The organism is Enterobacter sp. MGH 16 (assembly GCF_000493175.1).
Lineage (GTDB): Bacteria > Pseudomonadota > Gammaproteobacteria > Enterobacterales > Enterobacteriaceae > Enterobacter > Enterobacter roggenkampii.
The window spans coordinates 757,397-775,016 of the sequence record NZ_KI535695.1 but is presented as its reverse complement, the minus strand read 5'-3'; the positions used below and the strand labels follow the sequence as shown (position 1 = coordinate 775,016).

16 protein-coding genes, 1 tRNA gene and 1 pseudogene are annotated in these 17,620 nt (G+C 60.5%); 12 read left to right on the top strand and 6 right to left on the bottom strand.

The features are described 5' to 3' along the window. Positions 1-55 precede the first annotated feature (55 nt). From hpxW to hpxZ, 4 genes are read left to right on the top strand one after another with little or no spacing between them, the layout of a single operon-like run. On the top strand, positions 56-1,639 hold the full coding sequence (hpxW, locus tag L362_RS19085) for an oxamate amidohydrolase (RefSeq protein WP_023343722.1): 1,584 nt from the start codon (positions 56-58) through the stop codon (positions 1,637-1,639). A gap of 10 nt (positions 1,640-1,649) precedes the next feature. Beyond that, a complete protein-coding gene (gene hpxX, locus L362_RS19090) occupies positions 1,650-1,838 on the top strand; it encodes an oxalurate catabolism protein HpxX (protein WP_008499849.1) in 189 nt (62 codons plus the stop codon). Further along, positions 1,835-3,232: an AtzE family amidohydrolase gene (locus L362_RS19095; protein ID WP_023343721.1), complete on the top strand. Its 1,398-nt coding sequence runs from the start codon at positions 1,835-1,837 to the stop codon at positions 3,230-3,232. Before hpxX ends, L362_RS19095 begins: the two co-directional genes overlap by 4 nt. Further along, entirely contained in the window at positions 3,229-3,615 is a 387-nt protein-coding gene (gene hpxZ, locus L362_RS19100; protein ID WP_008499851.1) for an oxalurate catabolism protein HpxZ, read from the top strand. Before L362_RS19095 ends, hpxZ begins: the two co-directional genes overlap by 4 nt. A 115-nt stretch (positions 3,616-3,730) precedes the next feature. On the opposite strand, the gene puuE is transcribed toward hpxZ, so the two are convergent. The 3 genes and pseudogenes from puuE to L362_RS19115 form a co-directional block, all read right to left on the bottom strand. Beyond that, positions 3,731-4,663 (bottom strand): allantoinase PuuE, encoded by a 933-nt coding sequence (gene puuE, locus L362_RS19105; RefSeq protein ID WP_023343720.1) that lies wholly within the window; start codon positions 4,661-4,663, stop codon positions 3,731-3,733. Continuing rightward, positions 4,548-5,419 (bottom strand): annotated as a pseudogene (hpxA, locus tag L362_RS19110) (allantoin racemase). The gene puuE and the pseudogene hpxA overlap by 116 nt, the downstream one beginning before the upstream one ends. Then, positions 5,419-6,135 (bottom strand): GntR family transcriptional regulator, encoded by a 717-nt coding sequence (locus tag L362_RS19115; protein WP_023343718.1) that lies wholly within the window; start codon positions 6,133-6,135, stop codon positions 5,419-5,421. Before L362_RS19115 ends, hpxA begins: the two are co-directional and overlap by 1 nt. Positions 6,136-6,278: 143 nt before the next feature. Here L362_RS19115 and L362_RS19120 point away from each other — a divergent pair, with 143 nt between their 5' ends. Both L362_RS19120 and guaD read left to right on the top strand, forming a co-directional pair. After that, positions 6,279-7,775, top strand: a complete 1,497-nt coding sequence (locus L362_RS19120) for an NCS1 family nucleobase:cation symporter-1 (RefSeq protein ID WP_023343717.1) — start codon at positions 6,279-6,281, stop codon at positions 7,773-7,775. A 102-nt stretch (positions 7,776-7,877) separates the two neighbouring features. Next, positions 7,878-9,194, top strand: coding sequence for a guanine deaminase (gene guaD / locus L362_RS19125; RefSeq protein ID WP_023343716.1), 1,317 nt, complete (start codon positions 7,878-7,880; stop codon positions 9,192-9,194). On the opposite strand, the gene uraH is transcribed toward guaD, so the two are convergent. Beyond that, on the bottom strand, positions 9,174-9,497 hold the full coding sequence (uraH, locus tag L362_RS19130; protein ID WP_008499857.1) for a hydroxyisourate hydrolase: 324 nt from the start codon (positions 9,495-9,497) through the stop codon (positions 9,174-9,176). The genes guaD and uraH overlap by 21 nt on opposite strands. Beyond that, positions 9,494-9,994 (bottom strand): 2-oxo-4-hydroxy-4-carboxy-5-ureidoimidazoline decarboxylase, encoded by a 501-nt coding sequence (uraD, locus tag L362_RS19135; protein ID WP_023343715.1) that lies wholly within the window; start codon positions 9,992-9,994, stop codon positions 9,494-9,496. Before uraD ends, uraH begins: the two co-directional genes overlap by 4 nt. 239 nt (positions 9,995-10,233) lie before the next feature. On the opposite strand from uraD, the gene hpxO reads away from it, so the two are divergent. Genes hpxO through L362_RS19150 form a run of 3 tightly spaced genes read left to right on the top strand, consistent with a single transcriptional unit; the run spans position 10,234 to position 13,387 of the window. Continuing rightward, entirely contained in the window at positions 10,234-11,388 is a 1,155-nt protein-coding gene (gene hpxO, locus L362_RS19140) for an FAD-dependent urate hydroxylase HpxO (RefSeq protein ID WP_021240834.1), read from the top strand. 17 nt (positions 11,389-11,405) lie between these two features. Then, positions 11,406-12,440: a molybdenum cofactor-independent xanthine hydroxylase subunit HpxD gene (gene hpxD, locus L362_RS19145; protein ID WP_023343714.1), complete on the top strand. Its 1,035-nt coding sequence runs from the start codon at positions 11,406-11,408 to the stop codon at positions 12,438-12,440. 11 nt (positions 12,441-12,451) lie between these two features. Then, on the top strand, positions 12,452-13,387 hold the full coding sequence (locus L362_RS19150; RefSeq protein ID WP_023343713.1) for a PDR/VanB family oxidoreductase: 936 nt from the start codon (positions 12,452-12,454) through the stop codon (positions 13,385-13,387). A 44-nt stretch (positions 13,388-13,431) separates the two neighbouring features. Here the strand turns inward: L362_RS19150 and L362_RS19155 are convergent. Beyond that, positions 13,432-13,519, bottom strand: a tRNA-Ser gene (locus L362_RS19155). A gap of 279 nt (positions 13,520-13,798) precedes the next feature. Between L362_RS19155 and L362_RS19160 the strand changes: the two genes are divergently transcribed. From L362_RS19160 to L362_RS19170, 3 genes are all read left to right on the top strand, one after another. Continuing rightward, the gene (locus tag L362_RS19160; RefSeq protein WP_032637971.1) at positions 13,799-14,935 is read left to right on the top strand and encodes a D-alanyl-lipoteichoic acid biosynthesis protein DltD; all 1,137 of its coding nucleotides are present in this window, start codon (positions 13,799-13,801) and stop codon (positions 14,933-14,935) included. A gap of 128 nt (positions 14,936-15,063) precedes the next feature. Further along, the gene (locus tag L362_RS19165; RefSeq protein WP_023343711.1) at positions 15,064-16,182 is read left to right on the top strand and encodes an MBOAT family O-acyltransferase; all 1,119 of its coding nucleotides are present in this window, start codon (positions 15,064-15,066) and stop codon (positions 16,180-16,182) included. Then, the gene (locus L362_RS19170; RefSeq protein ID WP_023343710.1) at positions 16,179-17,612 is read left to right on the top strand and encodes an AMP-binding protein; all 1,434 of its coding nucleotides are present in this window, start codon (positions 16,179-16,181) and stop codon (positions 17,610-17,612) included. The genes L362_RS19165 and L362_RS19170 overlap by 4 nt, the downstream gene beginning before the upstream one ends. The last annotated feature ends 8 nt before the right edge of the window (positions 17,613-17,620 follow it).

Below are 17,620 nucleotides of genomic sequence, written 5' to 3'. Positions count from 1 at the left end.
GAACTGGAACAGCTTTTGCAGCACCTTGTGACTTTCAGGGTTACGAGGACGCTTCATGCAAAGTAATGTCTCCACGCACGGCATGGCCGTTGCGCCCCACAATCTTGCCAGCCAGAGCGCGCTGGCGGTGCTGCGCGAAGGCGGCAGCGCGATAGAGGCGATGGTCGCGGCAGCGGCCACCATCGCCGTGGTTTACCCGCATATGAACGGGCTGGGCGGCGATGGCTTCTGGCTTATCGTGCCGCCGGAAGGCGACCCCATCGCCATCGACGCCAGCGGCGCGGCGGGCTCGCGCGCCACGCTTGCCGCCTACGACGGTCTGGCGCATATCCCCCATCGCGGGCCCCGTGCGGCGCTGACCGTCGCCGGCACGGTAAGCGGTTGGGACGAGGCGCTGAAGGTCTCGCGCGAAATGACCGGCAAAACGCTGCCGCTGGCCCGCCTGCTGGCCGACGCCATTGACTATGCGCAGAACGGCACCCCGGTCACGGCCTCTCAGGCCCACGCCACGGCCAGCAAGTTCGACGAGCTGAAGGCCATCCCCGGCTTCGCGGAAACCTGGCTGGTGGACGGTAAGCCGCCGCAGGTCGGGAGCCGCTTTTACCAGCCCGCCATGGCCACGACCCTGACGCGCCTGGCGGAAGAGGGTCTCGACAGCTTTTATCGCGGCCCGCTGGCGGAAGTCCTGGCGCACGGCATGGAGACGCTGGGTCTCCCCGTAACGCTGGCCGATCTCAACGCCCACGCGGCCCGGCGCACCACGCCGCTGAAGCTGGAGCATCAGCAGGGAGAGATCTTTAACCACGCCCCGCCAACGCAGGGGCTGGTCTCGCTGGCGATACTCGGCATCACCGACCGCCTGAACATGGCGGAGGCCGACGACGCCGACACCCTGCACCGCATCGTGGAAGCCACCAAGCTGGCCTTTGGCCTGCGCGATGCCCACATCACCGACCCGCGCGCGCTGAAAACCGATGTTCAGCAGCTGCTGGATCCCGCCGCCCTGCAGGCGCTTGCCGACAGGGTTGACGACAGTCGCGCGGCGCCGTGGGGAACCGGAAAAGGCCCCGGCGATACGGTGTGGATGGGGGTGATGGACAGCAGCGGGCTTGCCGTCTCGTTTATCCAGAGCCTTTATCACGAGTTCGGCAGCGGCGTTGTCCTGCCCGATACCGGCATCGTCTGGCAGAACCGGGGCGCATCCTTCAGCCTCGATCCCGCCCATCTTCTGGCCCTCGCGCCGGGCAAACAGCCGTTCCACACCCTGAACCCGGCGGCGGCGCGTCTGAAGGACGGGCGCGTGATGGTCTACGGCTCGATGGGCGGCGACGGACAGCCGCAAACCCAGGCCGCGCTCTTTACCCGCTACGTTGTCCAGGGCATCCCCCTGCAGGAGAGCATCACCCGCCCACGCTGGCTGCTGGGGCGCACCTGGGGGCAAACCTCAGACACCTTAAAGCTTGAAGGGCGTTTTTCACCCGAGACGGTCGCGCGCCTGCGGGCACTCGGTCACGAGGTGGAGCTATTCCCTGACTTTAGTGAAGCCATGGGCCACGCGGGCGCCATTGTTCGCCACCCCAACGGGCTGTTTGAAGGGGCATTTGACCCGCGCAGCAACGGCGCGGCCGCCGGATTCTGAGGAGAAAACAATGACGACACACCAACCCGACTGGCAGGCGTATCTTGCGCAGATGGAAACCGTACTCGGCGTGACGCTGGATGACGCCCGCCGGGCCGAGCTGCAGCTGCAGTTCAGCCGCATAGCCAGCATGGCCGCCCCGCTGATGGCGCTGCCGCTCGACGACCGTCTGGAGATCGCAGGAGTGTATAAAGCATGACGCTACACGAGATGAGTATCAGCGCTATTCAGCAGGCGCTGAGCGCTGGGGAGCTGAGCGCTCGCGAGATCGCCCGCCAGACGCTGGAGGGGATTGCGCGCGTTAACCCGCAGATCGGCGCCTGGACCGCCGTGACGGAAGCACGCATGCTCGCCGAAGCCGACAATATCGATACCCTGCGACGGGAAAAGCGCCCCCTGCCGCCGCTGGCGGGCGTGCCCTACGCGGTAAAAAATCTGTTCGACGTTGCCGGTCACACCACCCTCGCCGGGGCCGAGCTGTTCAGCCAGCGCCCCGCTGCCGCCGCCGACAGCTTCGCCGTGCGCCAGCTGCGCAGCGCGGGCGGGCTGCTGACCGGGATGGTCAATATGGACGCCTACGCCTACGGCTTTACCACCGAGAACAGCCACTACGGCGCGACGCGTAACCCGCACGATCTGACGCGCATTGCGGGCGGGTCGTCCGGCGGTTCAGCCGCCGCGGTGGCCGCCGGGCTGGTGCACTTTTCGCTCGGCACCGACACCAACGGCTCGATTCGCGTTCCGGCCTCCCTGTGCGGCATCTACGGCCTGAAGCCCACCTTTGGCCGCCTGTCGCGATCCGGCAGCCATCCGTTTGTCGCGAGCCTGGATCATATAGGGCCCTTTGCGCGCCGCGTATGCGACCTGGCGTCCGTGTACGACGCGCTGCAGGGCCGGGACACCAGCGACGGTTTTCAGGCAGAGAGCTCGCGCGAACAGACGCGCCCCCTGCTTGACCGCGGGCTTGACGGCCTGCGCTGCGCGGTGCTCGGCGGCTACTTCACCACCTGGTGCGACGCAGACGCCAGAGCCGCCGTGGCGCGGGTAGCGAAAGCGCTCGACGTGCAGGATGAGCTGCAGTTCCCTGACGCCGAGCTGGCGCGTTCGGCGGCGTTTATCATCAGCGCCTCCGAAGGGGGAAATCAGTACCTGCCCGCGCTTCGCCGGGAGCCCGAGCGTTTTGAGCCGCACTCCCGCGAACGCCTGCTGGCCGGGGCGATGATCCCTTCCGCCTGGTACATTCAGGCCCAGCGGTTTCGCGCGCAGGCACGGCAGGCGTTTCACGCGCTGTTTGCACGGGCCGACGTGCTGATTGCCCCGGCAACGCCGCGCAGCGCCACGCGGATCGGCGAGCAGACCATGGAGATTAACGGTCAGCCGCTTCCCATCCGCGCCAGCATGGGGATGCTGACCCAGCCGATTTCGTTTTTAGGCCTGCCCGTGACCACCGTTCCGCTGCGCACCGCGCAGGGCGCGCCCATTGGCCTGCAGCTGATTGCCGCGCCGTTTAACGAGCAGGCCTGCCTGCGCGTCGCGCGGGTTCTGGAAGAGAGCGGCATCACCGATGCCCGCCCGGCGGAGATAGCAGCATGATGAATCACGATGACATTAACCTCCCGTGGGTGGTTGCCGAGGTGACGGCCGCGTTTTACCGCTATGAGGACGCGCTGGTGAGCAACAACGTTGCGGTGCTGGACGAGCTGTTCTGGCACGACAAAAACACGGTGCGGCTGGGGGCAGGTGAAAATCTCTACGGGATCGATGAAATCCGCGCCTTTCGTGCGGCGCGCCCCGCCGCCGGGCTGCAGCGGACGTTGCGCCACACCGTCATCACCACCTTCGGGGAGGATTATGCCGTATGCAGCACCGAATTTACCCGCGAGAGCACGGAACGCATTGGCCGCCAGCAGCAGACGTGGGTGCGGTTTGCCTACGGGTGGCGCATTGTGGCGGCGCAGGTGAGTTTGATGGTGTAACGCTGAAAAACCTGCCCGGTGGCGCTGCGCTTACCGGGCCTACGATGTCCCGTATGCCCTGTGGGCCCTGTAGGCCGGGTAAGGCGCAGCCGCCACCCGGCAAAACATCGCACACTTACTTCTGAAACGGATGTACCTCCCGCCAGTGGTCGGCGATCTGCTGGCGGGTACAGACCCACACCCGCTCGTGCTGCTGCACATAATCCAGGAACCGCTGCAGCGCCCGAAAACGGCCCGGACGCCCGAGCAGGCGGCAGTGCATGCCGATGGACATCATCTTCGGCGCGCTTTCCCCCTCTTCGTACAGCACGTCAAAACTGTCCTTCAGATACGTATAAAACTGCTCGGCGGTGTTAAATCCCTGCGCGGTCGCAAAGCGCATGTCGTTCGCATCCAGCGTATACGGCACGATCAGGTGCGGCTTGCGGGAGCCGTCGCTGCAGGCCACTTCCGTCCAGAAGGGCAAATCGTCGCCGTAGTAGTCGCTGTCGTAGTCAAAACCACCGTGCTCCACCACCAGCTGGCGCGTGTTGGGGCTGTCGCGCCCGGTGTACCAGCCGGTTGGCGGCTTGCCGAACAGGTCGGTCAGAACGTGCACCGCCTTGTGCAGGTGTTCGCGCTCCTGGCTGATGTCCATATTCTGATAGTGGATCCAGCGCCAGCCGTGGCTGACCACGTCGTAATCCGCCGCTTTGATCGCCTCCACAATCTCCGGGTGACGCGCCAGCGCCATCGCCACGCCAAAGACCGTCAGCGGCAGGCCGCGTTTCTGAAATTCATTGTGGATCCGCCAGAACCCGGCGCGGCTGCCGTATTCGTAGAGGGAGTCCATCGACATGTGTTTGTCCGGGTAGCTGGCCGCGCCGATGATGTCCGACAGGAACTGCTCGGATCCGGCATCGCCGTGCAGAACGTGGTTTTCCGCCCCTTCCTCATAGTTGAGCACAAACTGCACGGCGATGCGTGCCTGATTCGGCCACCGCGCGTGCGGCGGGTTGCCCGCGTAGCCGCGCAGATCCCGCGGATAATCCTGTTCGAAAAGCCCCATTGCCACCCCCAAAAATTAAAATGGATTCAATGCCTGAAATTGTCCGCTTAACGCTTTGTTCTCCGGGAACGCCAGATCGCCGTGCTTGCTGGTCGACAGCCCCAGCGCCACCAGCGATTCCACCATCTTCACCGCCGCGCTGACGCCGTCGATCACCGGCACGCGCAGTTCGCGGGTCAGCTCCTGCGCCAGGGTCGCCATGCCGCCGCAGCCCAGCACGATGGCACCGCAGCCATCCTCTTGCAGCGCCTGTGTACAGCGCGCGCGTACTTTCTCCTGCGCCAGTCCGCTGCCGTCTTCCAGCGCCAGCACCGGGAGATCGATAGCGTGCAGCGCCGCGCAATGGTCCTGAAAGCCATACTGGTGCAGCAGATGACGGGCAATGATCAGCGTGCGCGGCAGCGTGGTAACTACCGAAAAGCGCGTCGCCACCAGCGTCGCCATATGCATGGCGGCTTCCGCAATGCCGACTACCGGCCCCTGCGCCAGCTCGCGCGCCGCCAGCAGGCCCGGATCGCCAAAGCAGGCGATGACGTGACCATCCACGCCCTGCTCCCTGCCTTTTTTGATCTGTTCCAGGACACCGACGGCGGCGATGGCCTCATCGAAGTGGCCTTCTATGGACGGCACGCCCGCGCTCGGGCAGACCGCGAGGATCTCCGTCCCCGGCGCCGCCACCGCGCGGGCCGCCGCGCCGATGGTTTCCGTCATGGCGAGGCTGGTGTTGGGGTTGATCACTTGTATACAGACAGACATTACGACTCCTTGTGGCCGGCAAACAGCCGGGCAAAATCAGGCAGGCACTCGCCCGCCCGCTCGAAGCAGAGGCTGGCGACGATATGTTCAAAATGGTGCATGAGGGCATCGCTTAGTGGCTCAAGCGCCTTCTGGCGCAGCAGATCCACAAGCTGTTCGTGATCGTTGCAGCGGCAGCCCTGACGCCACGGCGCGCCCCAGGTGGCAATCACCAGCGAAGAACGCTGGCTCAGGCCGGTCACCAACTCCGTGAGCACCTGGTTGCCGGAGATAGCCTGCAGCTGAATGTGGAAATTGGCGGAGTGGCGAATCGCCGCCGGGCCGTCATAGGCCTCGTGCGCCTGCTGCTCCTGGCGAATGATGGCCTCCAGCGCGGCAAGGTGCGGCGGCTGACAGTGCGCCAGCACGTCCGGCAGGTTAGCGACCTCCAGCAGCGCGCGGGTGCGGAAGATGTGCCGCGCCTCTTCCACCGTCGGGCTGGCGACGTGTGCACCACGCTTGGGCGTCAGGGTGACCATTTGCACAGCGGCGAGTCGTTGAAGCACCTTGCGGATGCCCGTGCGGCTCACGCTAAAGACCTCTGCCAGCGCCTCTTCCGGCAATTTGCTCCCCGGCAGCAGCTGGTGTTCGACAATCGCGGTCATCAATGCCTGGAAGATGGTTTCGTCTTTGTCATGCAGGTCTGACGCGGTCTGCAGGGCGTTTATGTTGTTCATTCACCACTCCGAATTTACTTTCCGTTATCGAATCGTATACATAAAAATAAAATATTGCATACAAGATTTATTATTTTGGCCTGGATCCTGCAACACCGTTTGCACTCCCACTCAACGGGTTTTCATTCACAGGAGCAGGTTTCATGCCAAACAGTCAAAACGCGCAGCAGGGTACGGCCGCTGATTCCGGTGCGGTTTACAGCCCACGTCTTTGCAATGAGGATCTGGCACCGACGCGTGACCAGAACTGGAGCTGGTACAACATCTTTTCGTTCTGGATGTCAGACGTTCACAGCATGGGGGGGTATGTGGTCGCCGCGAGCTTCTTTACGCTCGGGCTGGCAAGCTGGCAGGTGCTGCTCTGCCTGCTGGTGGGGATTTGCATCGTGCAGCTGTGCGCCAACCTGGTGGCCAAACCGAGCCAGATGGCGGGCGTGCCCTATGCGGTGATCAGCCGTCAGGCGTTCGGCGTGTTCGGGGCCAATATCCCGGCGGTGATCCGCGGGCTGATTGCCTTCGCGTGGTACGGGATTCAGACCTATCTCGCCGCCAACGCCCTGATGCTGGTGGCGCTGAAGTTCTGGCCATCGCTCTCTTCACTCACTACCGGCGCATTCCTGGGCCTGTCGCATCTGGGCTGGATCTGCTTTGCCATTATGTGGGTCCTGCAGGCGATGGTCTTCTGGCACGGCATGAGCGCCATCAAGCGCTTTATTGATATCGCCGGTCCGGCGGTCTATGTGGTAATGCTGGCCCTCGCCGGCTGGATTGTATACAAGACCGGTTTTGACGGGATCTCCTTTACCCTCGCCAGCAAATCCCTGAGCGTGGGCGAGCAGACCTGGCAGATGATCACCGCGACCGCGCTGGTGGTCTCCTACTTCTCCGGCCCGCTGCTCAACTTTGGCGATTTCTCCCGCTACGGCAAAAGCATGGGCGAGATCCGCCGCGGCAACCGCTGGGGGCTGCCGTTTAACTTCCTGCTGTTCTCCATCGTCACCGTGGTCATTGTCTCCGGCACCCAGTCGCTGTTTGGCCGCATGATCACCGACCCGATCGAAACCGTCAGCCGCGTGGGTAACGATCTGGCCGTGGCGATAGGCCTGCTGACGATGATCACCGCCACCATCGGGATCAACATCGTCGCGAACTTCGTCTCCCCGGCGTTTGATTTCTCTAACTGCTCGCCGCAGAAAATCAGCTTCCGCACCGGGGGCATGATCGCCGCCGTCGGTTCGATCCTGCTCACCCCGTGGAACCTGTTCAACTCGCCGGAGCTTATCCACTACACCCTGGACGTGCTCGGGGCGTTTATCGGCCCGCTGTTCGGCATTCTGATTGCCGATTTCTACCTGATTAAGCGCGGCAAGGTGTCGGTTGACGATCTGTTCGACGACACGCCAAAGGGCAAATACTGGTACCGCAACGGCTTTAACCCGAAAGCCATTGGCGCGCTGATCCCGTCCGTTGCCGTGGGCCTGGTCATCAGCTTTATCCCGGCCCTGCATGAGGTGGCAAACTTCAGCTGGTTTATCGGCGTCTTCCTCGGCGGCGTCACCTACCGCTGGCTGGCGCGGGAAGAGCGCGAGACGGCTGGCGCGACGTCGTTTGGCTCCCGCGTGGCGACGCAAAAAGAGTAATCCCTTCCCTCTGGCCGCAGCGTATCTGCGGCCCGTTCATTCTGGCACCGTTCTTGCTGAGCTTTCCCACCCCGCTACGCACACACTAAGGCAGGAACCATGATGGAATACCAGACTGCGATACGCGGTGCATTTTTTGATATTGCCCGGGTCTGCGACAGCGCAGACGCCATTGCCCGGCACGCGCGCTACCTTGAGGACGGCCTGCTGTTTATCCGGAACGGAAAAATTCTGGCGCAGATGCCGTGGCAGGAGGGCGAGCAGTATCTTGACCCCCACAAGGGCTACACCGACCTGCGCGGCAGGCTGCTGCTGCCCGGCTTTGTCGACACCCACGTCCATTACCCGCAAACGGAGATGATCGGCGCCTTTGGCGAACAGCTGCTGGAGTGGCTGACCACCTACACCTTCCCGGTGGAGAGCCAGTTTGCCGATGAGGCCTACGCGAAAGAGATCGCCGAATTTTTCATTCAGCAGCTTGTGAGCAACGGCACCACCACCGCGCTGGTGTTTTGCACGCTGCATCCGGAATCGGTCGAAGCGCTGTTTACCGAAGCCCTGCGCCTCAATATGCGCCTTATCGCCGGAAAGGTGATGATGGACCGACACGCGCCGGACTACCTGAGCGAAGACGCGAAGCAGAGCTACCGGCAGACGCGGGCGCTGATTCAGCGCTGGCATCACCGTGGGCGGCTGGGTTATGCGATAACGCCGCGCTTTGCCCCGACCTCATCACCCGAGCTGCTTGCGGCGGTCAGCCTGCTCAGAGAGGAGTTCCCGGACACCTGGCTGCAGACCCACCTGAGCGAAAACCCCAACGAAGTGGCCTGGGTGAGCGATCTCTGGCCGGAGCATGAGCGCTATCTGGACGTGTATCACCACTACGGCCTGACCGGCGAGCGCAGCGTGTTTGCCCACGCGATCCATTTGCACCACAGCGAGTGGCAGTGCCTGCATGACACCGGCTCGGCGGTGGCGTTTTGTCCCACTTCGAACCTGTTTCTCGGCAGCGGGCTGTTTCGCCTGCCCGCCTGCTGGCAGCACAGGGTGAGGATGGGCATCGGCACCGACGTCGGCGCGGGCACCACCTTCAGCATGCTGCGCACCCTGGGAGAGGCCTACAAGGTCGGGCAGCTTCAGAGCTATCGCCTGCGCGCCAGCGAGGCGTTTTATCACGCCACGCTGGGCGGCGCGCACGCCCTCCGGCTGGACGACAAGATTGGTAACTTCGCGGCAGGCAAAGAGGCGGATTTTGTGGTTATCGACCCCAACGTCACGCCGCTGCAGCGCCTGCGCAATCGGCGCTGTCAGGATATCTACGAGCAGCTTTTCGTGCTGATGACCCTGGGCGACGAGCGCAACATCAGCGAGACCTGGGTCAACGGCGAGCGGGTATGGTCAGCTGCCCCGATAGGTTGACCATCCGCCGGGGGCAATCACAAACGGCAGATGGAAGTGTTCGTCTGCCGTTTCTCCCGTGACAAACTCAATGTGCGCGCAGGGATAGATCGTCTTCCGGCCGGTATCGCTAAACCACGCCCCGATCTCCGCCACCAGCCGATAGCGGCCCGCGGGCAGAGAGGGAACGAACGCGGCGATGCGCCCCTGGGCGTTGGTCACGCCCGTGGCGAGCGTCTTCCCGTCCTGTTGCAGATGAACCGTCACGCCTTCCGCGGGCTTGCCCGTCGAAATATCGAGAATATGGGTGCTGAGTGTGCTCATTCGTGGATGACTCCTTCCAGGCGCAGCAGCGTAATTTCCCGCAGCTGTTCCAGCGCAGCATGGATTTCCTGCGCGTCGCTGTTCTCCAGCCGCGCGTGCAGGGCCTGCAATATCTCCTCGCCGCTGCGGCCCTTCGCGCGGATCAGAAAGACGCGTCCAAAGCGGGCTTCGTAGCGGGCGTTGCCTTCACGCAGCGCCCGGGCAAGAGCATCATCGCGGTCATTCACCGCCCCCTGCTCCTGGCGCGACAGCGCCGCCTCCGCCGCTGAACCCGCTGGTTTTTCCCCGATGCGCGGATGGGCGCTCAGGGCTTGCGCCAGCGCCGCTTCGTCCCAGTTTTGCATCAGCGATTTCGCCGTACTGAACAATTCGTCCCGGCTGGCGTAAGGCCGCCCGTGAACCAGCGCATCGGCCCAGCGGGGAAGCGCCACGCAGGGGTGAATCAGCGCTAACGCCTGTTCATGGGGAAGATGATTGAAGTCGTGCAGTGCGATCATAGTGTCTCCTTTATTGTCCTTCTCCAGGCTATTGCACAAACCACGCCACCCTGAGCACAGGCGTGAAACAGTCGATTCCACAAGGTCGACCAGGAAATTTTTGATTCATAAAAAGGCACGCTCACCGCGTTTACGCACCTTAGCAGTGCAAACGTCTCCCTTACAACGCCGTTTTCGCCATGCTGCAGCCTGGTACGCAAATTGCTGACTGTCTTTACACCCTGCAAAAGGAGAGAAGCATGAAAGCAATCGTTATTGGCGCGGGTATTGGCGGCCTGAGCGCCGCCGTCGCGCTGAAGAAAGCGGGCATCGACTGTACCGTGTTTGAAGCCGTAAAGGAGATCAGGCCCGTCGGGGCGGCCATCTCCATCTGGCCTAACGGCGTGAAATGCATGCAGCACCTCGGCATGGGCGACATCATCGAGACCTGGGGCGGGCCGATGCGTTTTATGGCCTACAAGGATTACCGGCGCGGCGATACCCTGACCCGCTTTAGCCTTGCCCCACTGGTTGAGCGTACCGGCGGGCGCCCCTGCCCCGTCTCGCGCGCTGAGCTTCAGCGCGAAATGCTGGACTTCTGGGGTCGCGACAAGGTGCAGTTCGGCAAGCGCGTCGAAGGCGTCCATGAAGACGACGCGGGCGTGAGCGTGACCTTCACCGATGGCACCACCGCCGCCGGGGATTTCCTGATTGCCGCCGACGGCAGCCACTCGGCGGTTCGCCCGTACGTGCTGGGATACACCCCGGAGCGCCGCTACGCGGGCTATGTGAACTGGAACGGGCTGGTGAAGATTGACGAAGAGATCGCCCCGGCGCACCAGTGGACCACCTTCGTTGGCGAAGGCAAACGCGTGTCGCTGATGCCCGTCTCCGGCGGACGCTTCTATTTCTTTTTTGACGTGCCGCTGCCCGCAGGCCTGGCGGAGGATCGCACCACCCTGCGCGCCGATCTCACGGGCTACTTCCGCGGCTGGGCGCCGCCGGTGCAGAAGCTTATCGCGGCGCTGGATCCTGAAACGACCAATCGGATTGAAATCCACGACATTGAGCCGTTCGACAGCCTGGTGCGCGGCAACGTCGCGCTGCTGGGCGATGCCGGGCACAGCACCACGCCGGATATCGGCCAGGGCGGCTGCGCGGCGATGGAAGATGCCGTGGTGCTGGGGGAATGCCTGCGTGAAAACCACAACATCACGCTGGCGCTGCGGCAGTACGAGGCGCTGCGCTGCGACCGCGTACGCGACCTGGTGCTGAAGGCGCGCAAGCGCTGCGACGTCACCCACGGCAAAGATATGGCGTTGACGCAGGCCTGGTATCAGGAGCTCAAAGAGGAGACCGGAGAGCGCATCATCAACGGTCTGTGCGAGACCATTCAGGGCGGCCCGTTAGGCTGAACGCATGAGGGACAACGATGAAAAGAGAACCGACCCCACCCGCCCACTGTACGTTTGAGCCAGAGGACTGGCTGCGTCTGGCGAAATGCTGGCATCCGGTCGCGCGCGCCTGCGACGTCGGTCCGGCGCCGGTCAAAGCGACGCTGCTGGATGAGCAGCTGGTGATTTACCGCATTAACGACCAGGTCGTGGTCGCCCGTGACGTGTGCCCGCACCGCGGCGTGCCGCTGACGCTCGGCTTTCACGACGAGCACGGGATTATCTGCCCCTATCATGGCTTACGCTTTGGGGAGGACGGGCGCTGCAACCGTATTCCCTCCAGCCCCGATCAGCCCGTTCCGGCGAAGCTGAACCTGATTAACTACGCGGTTGAAGAGCGGTTCGGGCTGATCTGGGCCTGCCTGGCCTATGATCCGGAAAAACCCGCGCCGCTGCCCACCATGCCGCACTGGGATGACGACGGATTTCAGCAGATTAACTGCCCGGCGTTTGAGGTGAACGGCTTCGCCGGACGTCAGGTAGAGGGTTTTCTGGACGTGGCGCACTTTGCGTGGATCCACACCGAAACCTTTGCCGACCCCAATAATCAGCTTGTGCCTGCCTATCAGCCACAGGAGACGCCGTTCGGCTTCGTGGCGGATTACTGGAGCGCCGTGAGCAACTATCCCGCCAGTTCCCCCGTGCAGGCTCCGGAAGGGTTCCAGTGGCTGCGCCATTTTGAAATGCACCTGCCGTTCACCGCCACCCTGACGATTCACTTTCCGGGTGAATCGCGGCTGGTGATCATGAACGCCGCGTCGCCGGTGTCATCGCGCGTGACCCACATGTTCGCCCCTATTGCCCGCAATTTTGACCTGCATATTCCGGTGGAGGATGTACATGCCTTCAACCTGCGGATTTTTGAAGAGGACCGTCTGATGGTGGAAACCCAGCGCCCGGAAAGCCTGCCGCTGGACCTGACGCTGGAAGCGCATATCCCCGCCGATAAAAGCTCGATTGCCTACCGTCGGGGGCTGAAGAAAATGGGCTTTGGCGAGTTTTTCCTGGTATGACGGAGGCCAATATGCTGAGCGTGATTGTTGACGGGCTGTGGCGCGAGGGCGACAAAAGCCTCGCCGTCAGGCTGGTGGCTGATAACGGCGACGCGCTGCCGCCGTGGCAGCCCGGGGCGCACGTTGATGTCCACCTGCCCTGCGGCGTGGTGCGCCCGTATTCCCTGACCGGAGCATGTGGGGACGAGAGCTATCTTATTTGCGTGGGGCGTGAAACCGCCTCGCGCGGCGGGTCGCGTTACGTTCACGAGACGCTGCGTCCCGGGCAGAAGCTGATGATATCGGCTCCGCGCAACCTGTTTCCGCTGCAGCAGGCAGAGCGGGTTTTGCTGCTGGCGGCGGGGATTGGCATTACGCCGCTGTATGCGATGGCCCTGCAGCTGAAGGCGACCGGAACGCCGTTCACGCTGCATTATTACGTCAGAAACCGTGAAAGCGCGGCGTTTGGGCGCGAACTCTCCCGGCTCGGTGAGTGCCTCATTCATACCGCCAGCCCGCGCACAGCGCTGGCGGCACATCTCCCGGTGGCCGAATCGGGCCTTCACGCCTGGGTCTGTGGTCCGGCAGGTTTTATGGAAAAAGTGCGTGAGGTGGCGGCGGCAAAGGGATGGGATGACGCCCATCTTCACAGCGAGGCGTTTCAGCCCGTTGCGCCCGCCGCAGGCGGTGAAGCCGGGGAGATCTTCACGGTCAAACTGGCCTCCACCGGGGAGCGCTGGCCGGTGCCTGCGGATAAAACCATCGCCCAGGTGCTGCAGGAAAATGGCGTGGCGGTCCCGCTTTCCTGTGAGATGGGGATCTGCGGCGCCTGCCTGACGCCGGTGATTGATGGCGTGGTGGATCATCGGGATAGCGTGCAGTCGGAGGCGGAAAAAGGCGCGATGGACCAGCAGGTGGCGCTGTGCTGTTCGCGAAGCTATTCCGGGGAGCTGGTGATTGGGCTGTAAAACGAAAAAACCCTGCGATATTGCTATCGCAGGGTTTTCGAATTTGGCGGAAGCGTAGAGATTCGAACTCTAGAACCCTTTCGGGTCGCCGGTTTTCAAGACCGGTGCCTTCAACCGCTCGGCCACGCTTCCAAAGTGAGGCGCACTATAAACATCTATTAGCGCCTTGTAAAGCAGGAATTTTTCGATTTTTCCGCACGGGCGTTTGACTGCGCAAAAAGTCACCCAAACGCTGACATCCCCCTCACTCTCCGCGACCTTGTACATACCGTAACACAGCAACGCTCATCTTTTTAAATCGCTCTGGTATAGAATGCCACAAAAATAGACGGCCATTTGTTGTGTAATTGTTATTAATCTGAATTTCCGCAGATTTAAGACATTACTGCCATGCAGTGTTACTGGTTGATGATGAAAATCAAAAATACGCTTTGCTTACATTTTCTGATGGCGTTTCTGGCCATTTTGTTTCTTTGTCTTCACCCGCTGGTGGCGAGCTTCGATCCGCCGCTTACCTTCCAGCCGCTGATTAGATCAATGGCGGGCACGCCTAAAGAACAGGCGGAAAAAATTGCCACTATTTCTCATGCCTTAGAAGGGAATGCAATTTTCTTCATTGGTGCGTCTGAAGTTGCGACGTCAGAAGATGAACATTACGCTGTCTATAATTACTTTAATAAGCAATTGCACAAACCCGTCGTGGCGTATGGCGATGCGTTTGTCGATGACGAAACGCAGTTTTTACTGTTCTCACGTTTTAAAAATAGCCTTAACGCAAACAGTAAAGTTGTTTTGCTGCTGGCGCCTGACAGCTTTTACTCAAAAGGGCTGCCACCGGCTATTTATGCCGATAATTTCCCCGGCTCTATTTTTAATCCACTGATGAAGGATCCGCAGGCGCGCCCGCTGCTGGTTAATTATTTAAAGCATATTGATAGTAAAGAAATAAGCCATTTAACCTTTGGCCAAATGCACGTCTTTGGCTGGCATCCCGATCTGATCTGGGAGGAGCTGAGCTTCCAGTTTGCCAACGTCTGCACCCTGATAAAAAACGACTGGCTGGCGCTGCTTCACGTCACGCCCCGGACGGAACAGCCGTGGCCGCCACAGCCGACCACCCACATTGCCCCTGACTGGGATAAAGAGCTGGCGAATGCCCGCGAGTTAAATAAAAAACGCCAGCAGAGCGCGGCCACCCTGTGGATGGACAAAACGATTTACGAGGAGGACGGTACGCGGCAGCAGTGGGATGACACGCCGGTCGTGCCTGCGCAAATCGCCGCCTTCAGTAAAACCGTCCAGCTGCTTAAAGAACACCACGTGCAGGTGATTGCTATCGTCGACCCGGTTAACCACTGGGCGCTTTACAACACCGATACCTTCCGCCCGGTGGATAAGCAAATTAAAACCATTCTGGAAAAGAACCAGATCCCGTATTTAGATATGTACGCCATGCCTTATCAGAATGGCTGGAACTGGGATCGTTTGCACCCTTCCGAGCTGGCCTGGGTTCCTATGATTCGCTTTATTGCACAGAGCTTTAAATAATGAAAATCGCGATCCGTCTTTTTTTCCTTTATCTCCTGCTGGCGATCACCATCGTCGCGTGGACCTCTGTCGATGACAGTATGAGTATGCAGCTGCATTTTGAATATCAAAAGTTCTGAGGCCGAATGATGTATAGCTCAGGAATGTTTTTTGTCTGTTTGTTTTCATCCGCCCTGGCGTTTGCGCTGGTCAATCGCCTATTACGCCATCGCCTGACGTATTTATCGGCATTATCCGTCATGGCCGCATTAGGCTGGGGCTATATTTTTCAGGGTGATTACCGTGTTCCCGCGGTCGTTTTTATCAGTTTTTATCTAGTCGCCGCGTTAAAAGAAAAAGGATGGTTAAAAACCTGGCAGGCGATTGTGTTAACGCTGCTTCCTTTATTTTTGGTGAAATTGCACCTTAATCATCATCTCGGCATGATCGGCCTCTCTTTTATGACATTCCGCGCGGTGGACGTGCTGCTCTATCGCAGTAAAAAAGAAGGGCAGAATTTCCTGCACTATTTCTGCTATCTGTTTATGCCCTTTATTATTCTGGCAGGCCCAATGTACCGCTGGCGGACATGGATGAACGACGTCAGCAAGCCCGTCTTTGCCCTTAACCGCGAACAGTTTTTAGTGGCGCTGGAGCAAATCATTACCGGCATTATCCAGAAGTTCCTGTTTGCCATGCTGGTTGATTCGCTGGTCGTACAGCCCTGGAGCCATAAGCCGTTTACGCTGACCGTGGGCGTGGTGATGTCGATTGCCTATAGCGCCTACCTCTACTTTGATTTTGCGGGCTACAGCAATATGGCCATCGGTGCGGGCCGCCTGTTTGGGCTCAACATCCCGGCAAACTTCAATATGCCGCTTCTGGCAAAGAACCCGCAGGATTTCTGGCGCCGCTTCCACATTAGCCTGTCTGAATGGCTGCGCGATGTGGTCTTTATGCCCGTTTATATGAACCTGATGAAGTTTAACTTTTTCCGTCAGAACAAAACGCTGGCGCAAAATATCGGTATTTTCTGCACCCTGTTTTGCATGGGGGCATGGAATGGCCTGGAACGCCATTACGTCATCAGCGGCGCGCTGTTTGGCGCCATTTCTGTCGCGCACAACATGCTGCTGTGGTCAGCCAAACGCAGCCCGGCGTTACATCGCGGGTTGCAGTATCCGGCTGTTGCGTTTTTAGGGCGCATTCTGACGCTGGGAAGCGCCGCGGGCGCCCTTTACATCTTTAGTGGAATGTCACCTCTATGAAAAATCTCTCCGATCTTCAGGAACTGCAGGATTTCTTGCGTGCGGCATTATGCGATCCCGCCTCCCCGCAGCAGCTGGCCATCAGCGGCAGCGACGAAGCCTTAAGCTGGCTGCAGCTTTCCGCTGCCGTGACGGACTGGGCGCAGCGCTATCAGCGTAGCCAGCCTGTTGCCGGTACGCCGGTCGTCTTGTACGGACACCAGCAGGCCGAGTTCGCCGTGGCGATTTATAGCTGCCTGCGGCACAACATTCCGTACATTCCGGTGGACTGCATATACCCGCAGGAGCGCCTCCGGGAGATCTGCCACCTGGCCAGCGCCCCTCACTATTACGACGTCGCGACCCGGCAGTTCATCGCCACGGGTGAACCGGGCAAGGTGCTGGAGGAGCAGGATCTGGCCTACATCATGTTTACCTCCGGCAGCACCGGCAAGCCTAAAGGGGTGCAGATTGGGCGTGAAAGCGTGTGGCACTTCATGAAATGGGTCAGCAATGACTTTTCGCTGCCGGAAAAACCGGTCCTGATGAACCACGCGGTGTTCAGTTTTGACCTCTCCCTGATCCCTTTACTGGCAAATCTGGCGATGGGTGGACACATCGTGCTGAACGCCAAAGACGATATTCAGAAAGCGAACTGGCTGGAGCGACTGAAAAGCAACGCCGTCTCCGCCTGGGTTTCCACCCCCTCTTTTGCTTACCAGCAGCTGCTTTCCCCGCAGTTCAACAGCGAGTATTTACCTGAACTCAACGTCTTTATCTTCATTGGTGAAGTGTTGAATAAAGCGCTGGTTAAACAGCTTCGCCGCCGTTTCCCGCAGGCCAAAATTATTAACTCCTATGGCCCAACGGAAGCGACCATCGCGACCACCGTGGTCGAGATCACGGATGCGATCATGAACAGCGACAGCGCCGTGCTGCCGGTGGGGGTCATGATGCCTGAGAGCAGAATGGAAATTTCCGCCGAGGGCGAGCTGATTATCTGGGGTAAAAACGTCATGCGCGGCTACCTCGGCCTGCCGCAGGAGAACGCAGAAAAATTACTCCGTCGGGAAAATGAAGCATTTCGCGGCTACCGGACCGGCGATCTGGGCTATGAAGCGGGGCTTATCTACTGCCAGGGACGCAACGACAGCCAGGTCAAACTGAATGGCTACCGTATTGAAATCAACGAAATTGAAAACCGCCTGCTGGCGATGTCCGGGATTAACGAAGCGGTGGTGATGCCACTGATGAAACCCTGCGGCAGCGTGCTGCGCATTGCCGCGTTCTGCGTGACGGAACTGGCGCCGGATACCATCAAAACCTCGCTCTCGAAGGTAGTCCCCCACTATATGGTGCCGTCACAAATTATCGTAAAAGACGCTTTGCCGCTGAATCCTAACGGCAAAATTGACCGCAAGCTGCTGGACGCTTACGCCCGCACAAATTAATGACTCCA

Excerpts from the sequence above, each read along its gene's own strand:
- hpxW (WP_023343722.1), top strand. The coding sequence starts at position 56 with ATGCAAAGTAATGTCTCCACGCACGGCATGGCCGTTGCGCCCCACAAT.
- hpxX (WP_008499849.1), top strand. The coding sequence starts at position 1,650 with ATGACGACACACCAACCCGACTGGCAGGCGTATCTTGCGCAGATGGAA.
- L362_RS19095 (WP_023343721.1), top strand. The coding sequence starts at position 1,835 with ATGACGCTACACGAGATGAGTATCAGCGCTATTCAGCAGGCGCTGAGC.
- hpxZ (WP_008499851.1), top strand. The coding sequence starts at position 3,229 with ATGATGAATCACGATGACATTAACCTCCCGTGGGTGGTTGCCGAGGTG.
- puuE (WP_023343720.1), bottom strand. The coding sequence starts at position 4,663 with ATGGGGCTTTTCGAACAGGATTATCCGCGGGATCTGCGCGGCTACGCG.
- L362_RS19115 (WP_023343718.1), bottom strand. The coding sequence starts at position 6,135 with ATGAACAACATAAACGCCCTGCAGACCGCGTCAGACCTGCATGACAAA.
- L362_RS19120 (WP_023343717.1), top strand. The coding sequence starts at position 6,279 with ATGCCAAACAGTCAAAACGCGCAGCAGGGTACGGCCGCTGATTCCGGT.
- guaD (WP_023343716.1), top strand. The coding sequence starts at position 7,878 with ATGGAATACCAGACTGCGATACGCGGTGCATTTTTTGATATTGCCCGG.
- uraH (WP_008499857.1), bottom strand. The coding sequence starts at position 9,497 with ATGAGCACACTCAGCACCCATATTCTCGATATTTCGACGGGCAAGCCC.
- uraD (WP_023343715.1), bottom strand. The coding sequence starts at position 9,994 with ATGATCGCACTGCACGACTTCAATCATCTTCCCCATGAACAGGCGTTA.
- hpxO (WP_021240834.1), top strand. The coding sequence starts at position 10,234 with ATGAAAGCAATCGTTATTGGCGCGGGTATTGGCGGCCTGAGCGCCGCC.
- hpxD (WP_023343714.1), top strand. The coding sequence starts at position 11,406 with ATGAAAAGAGAACCGACCCCACCCGCCCACTGTACGTTTGAGCCAGAG.
- L362_RS19150 (WP_023343713.1), top strand. The coding sequence starts at position 12,452 with ATGCTGAGCGTGATTGTTGACGGGCTGTGGCGCGAGGGCGACAAAAGC.
- L362_RS19160 (WP_032637971.1), top strand. The coding sequence starts at position 13,799 with ATGAAAATCAAAAATACGCTTTGCTTACATTTTCTGATGGCGTTTCTG.
- L362_RS19165 (WP_023343711.1), top strand. The coding sequence starts at position 15,064 with ATGTATAGCTCAGGAATGTTTTTTGTCTGTTTGTTTTCATCCGCCCTG.
- L362_RS19170 (WP_023343710.1), top strand. The coding sequence starts at position 16,179 with ATGAAAAATCTCTCCGATCTTCAGGAACTGCAGGATTTCTTGCGTGCG.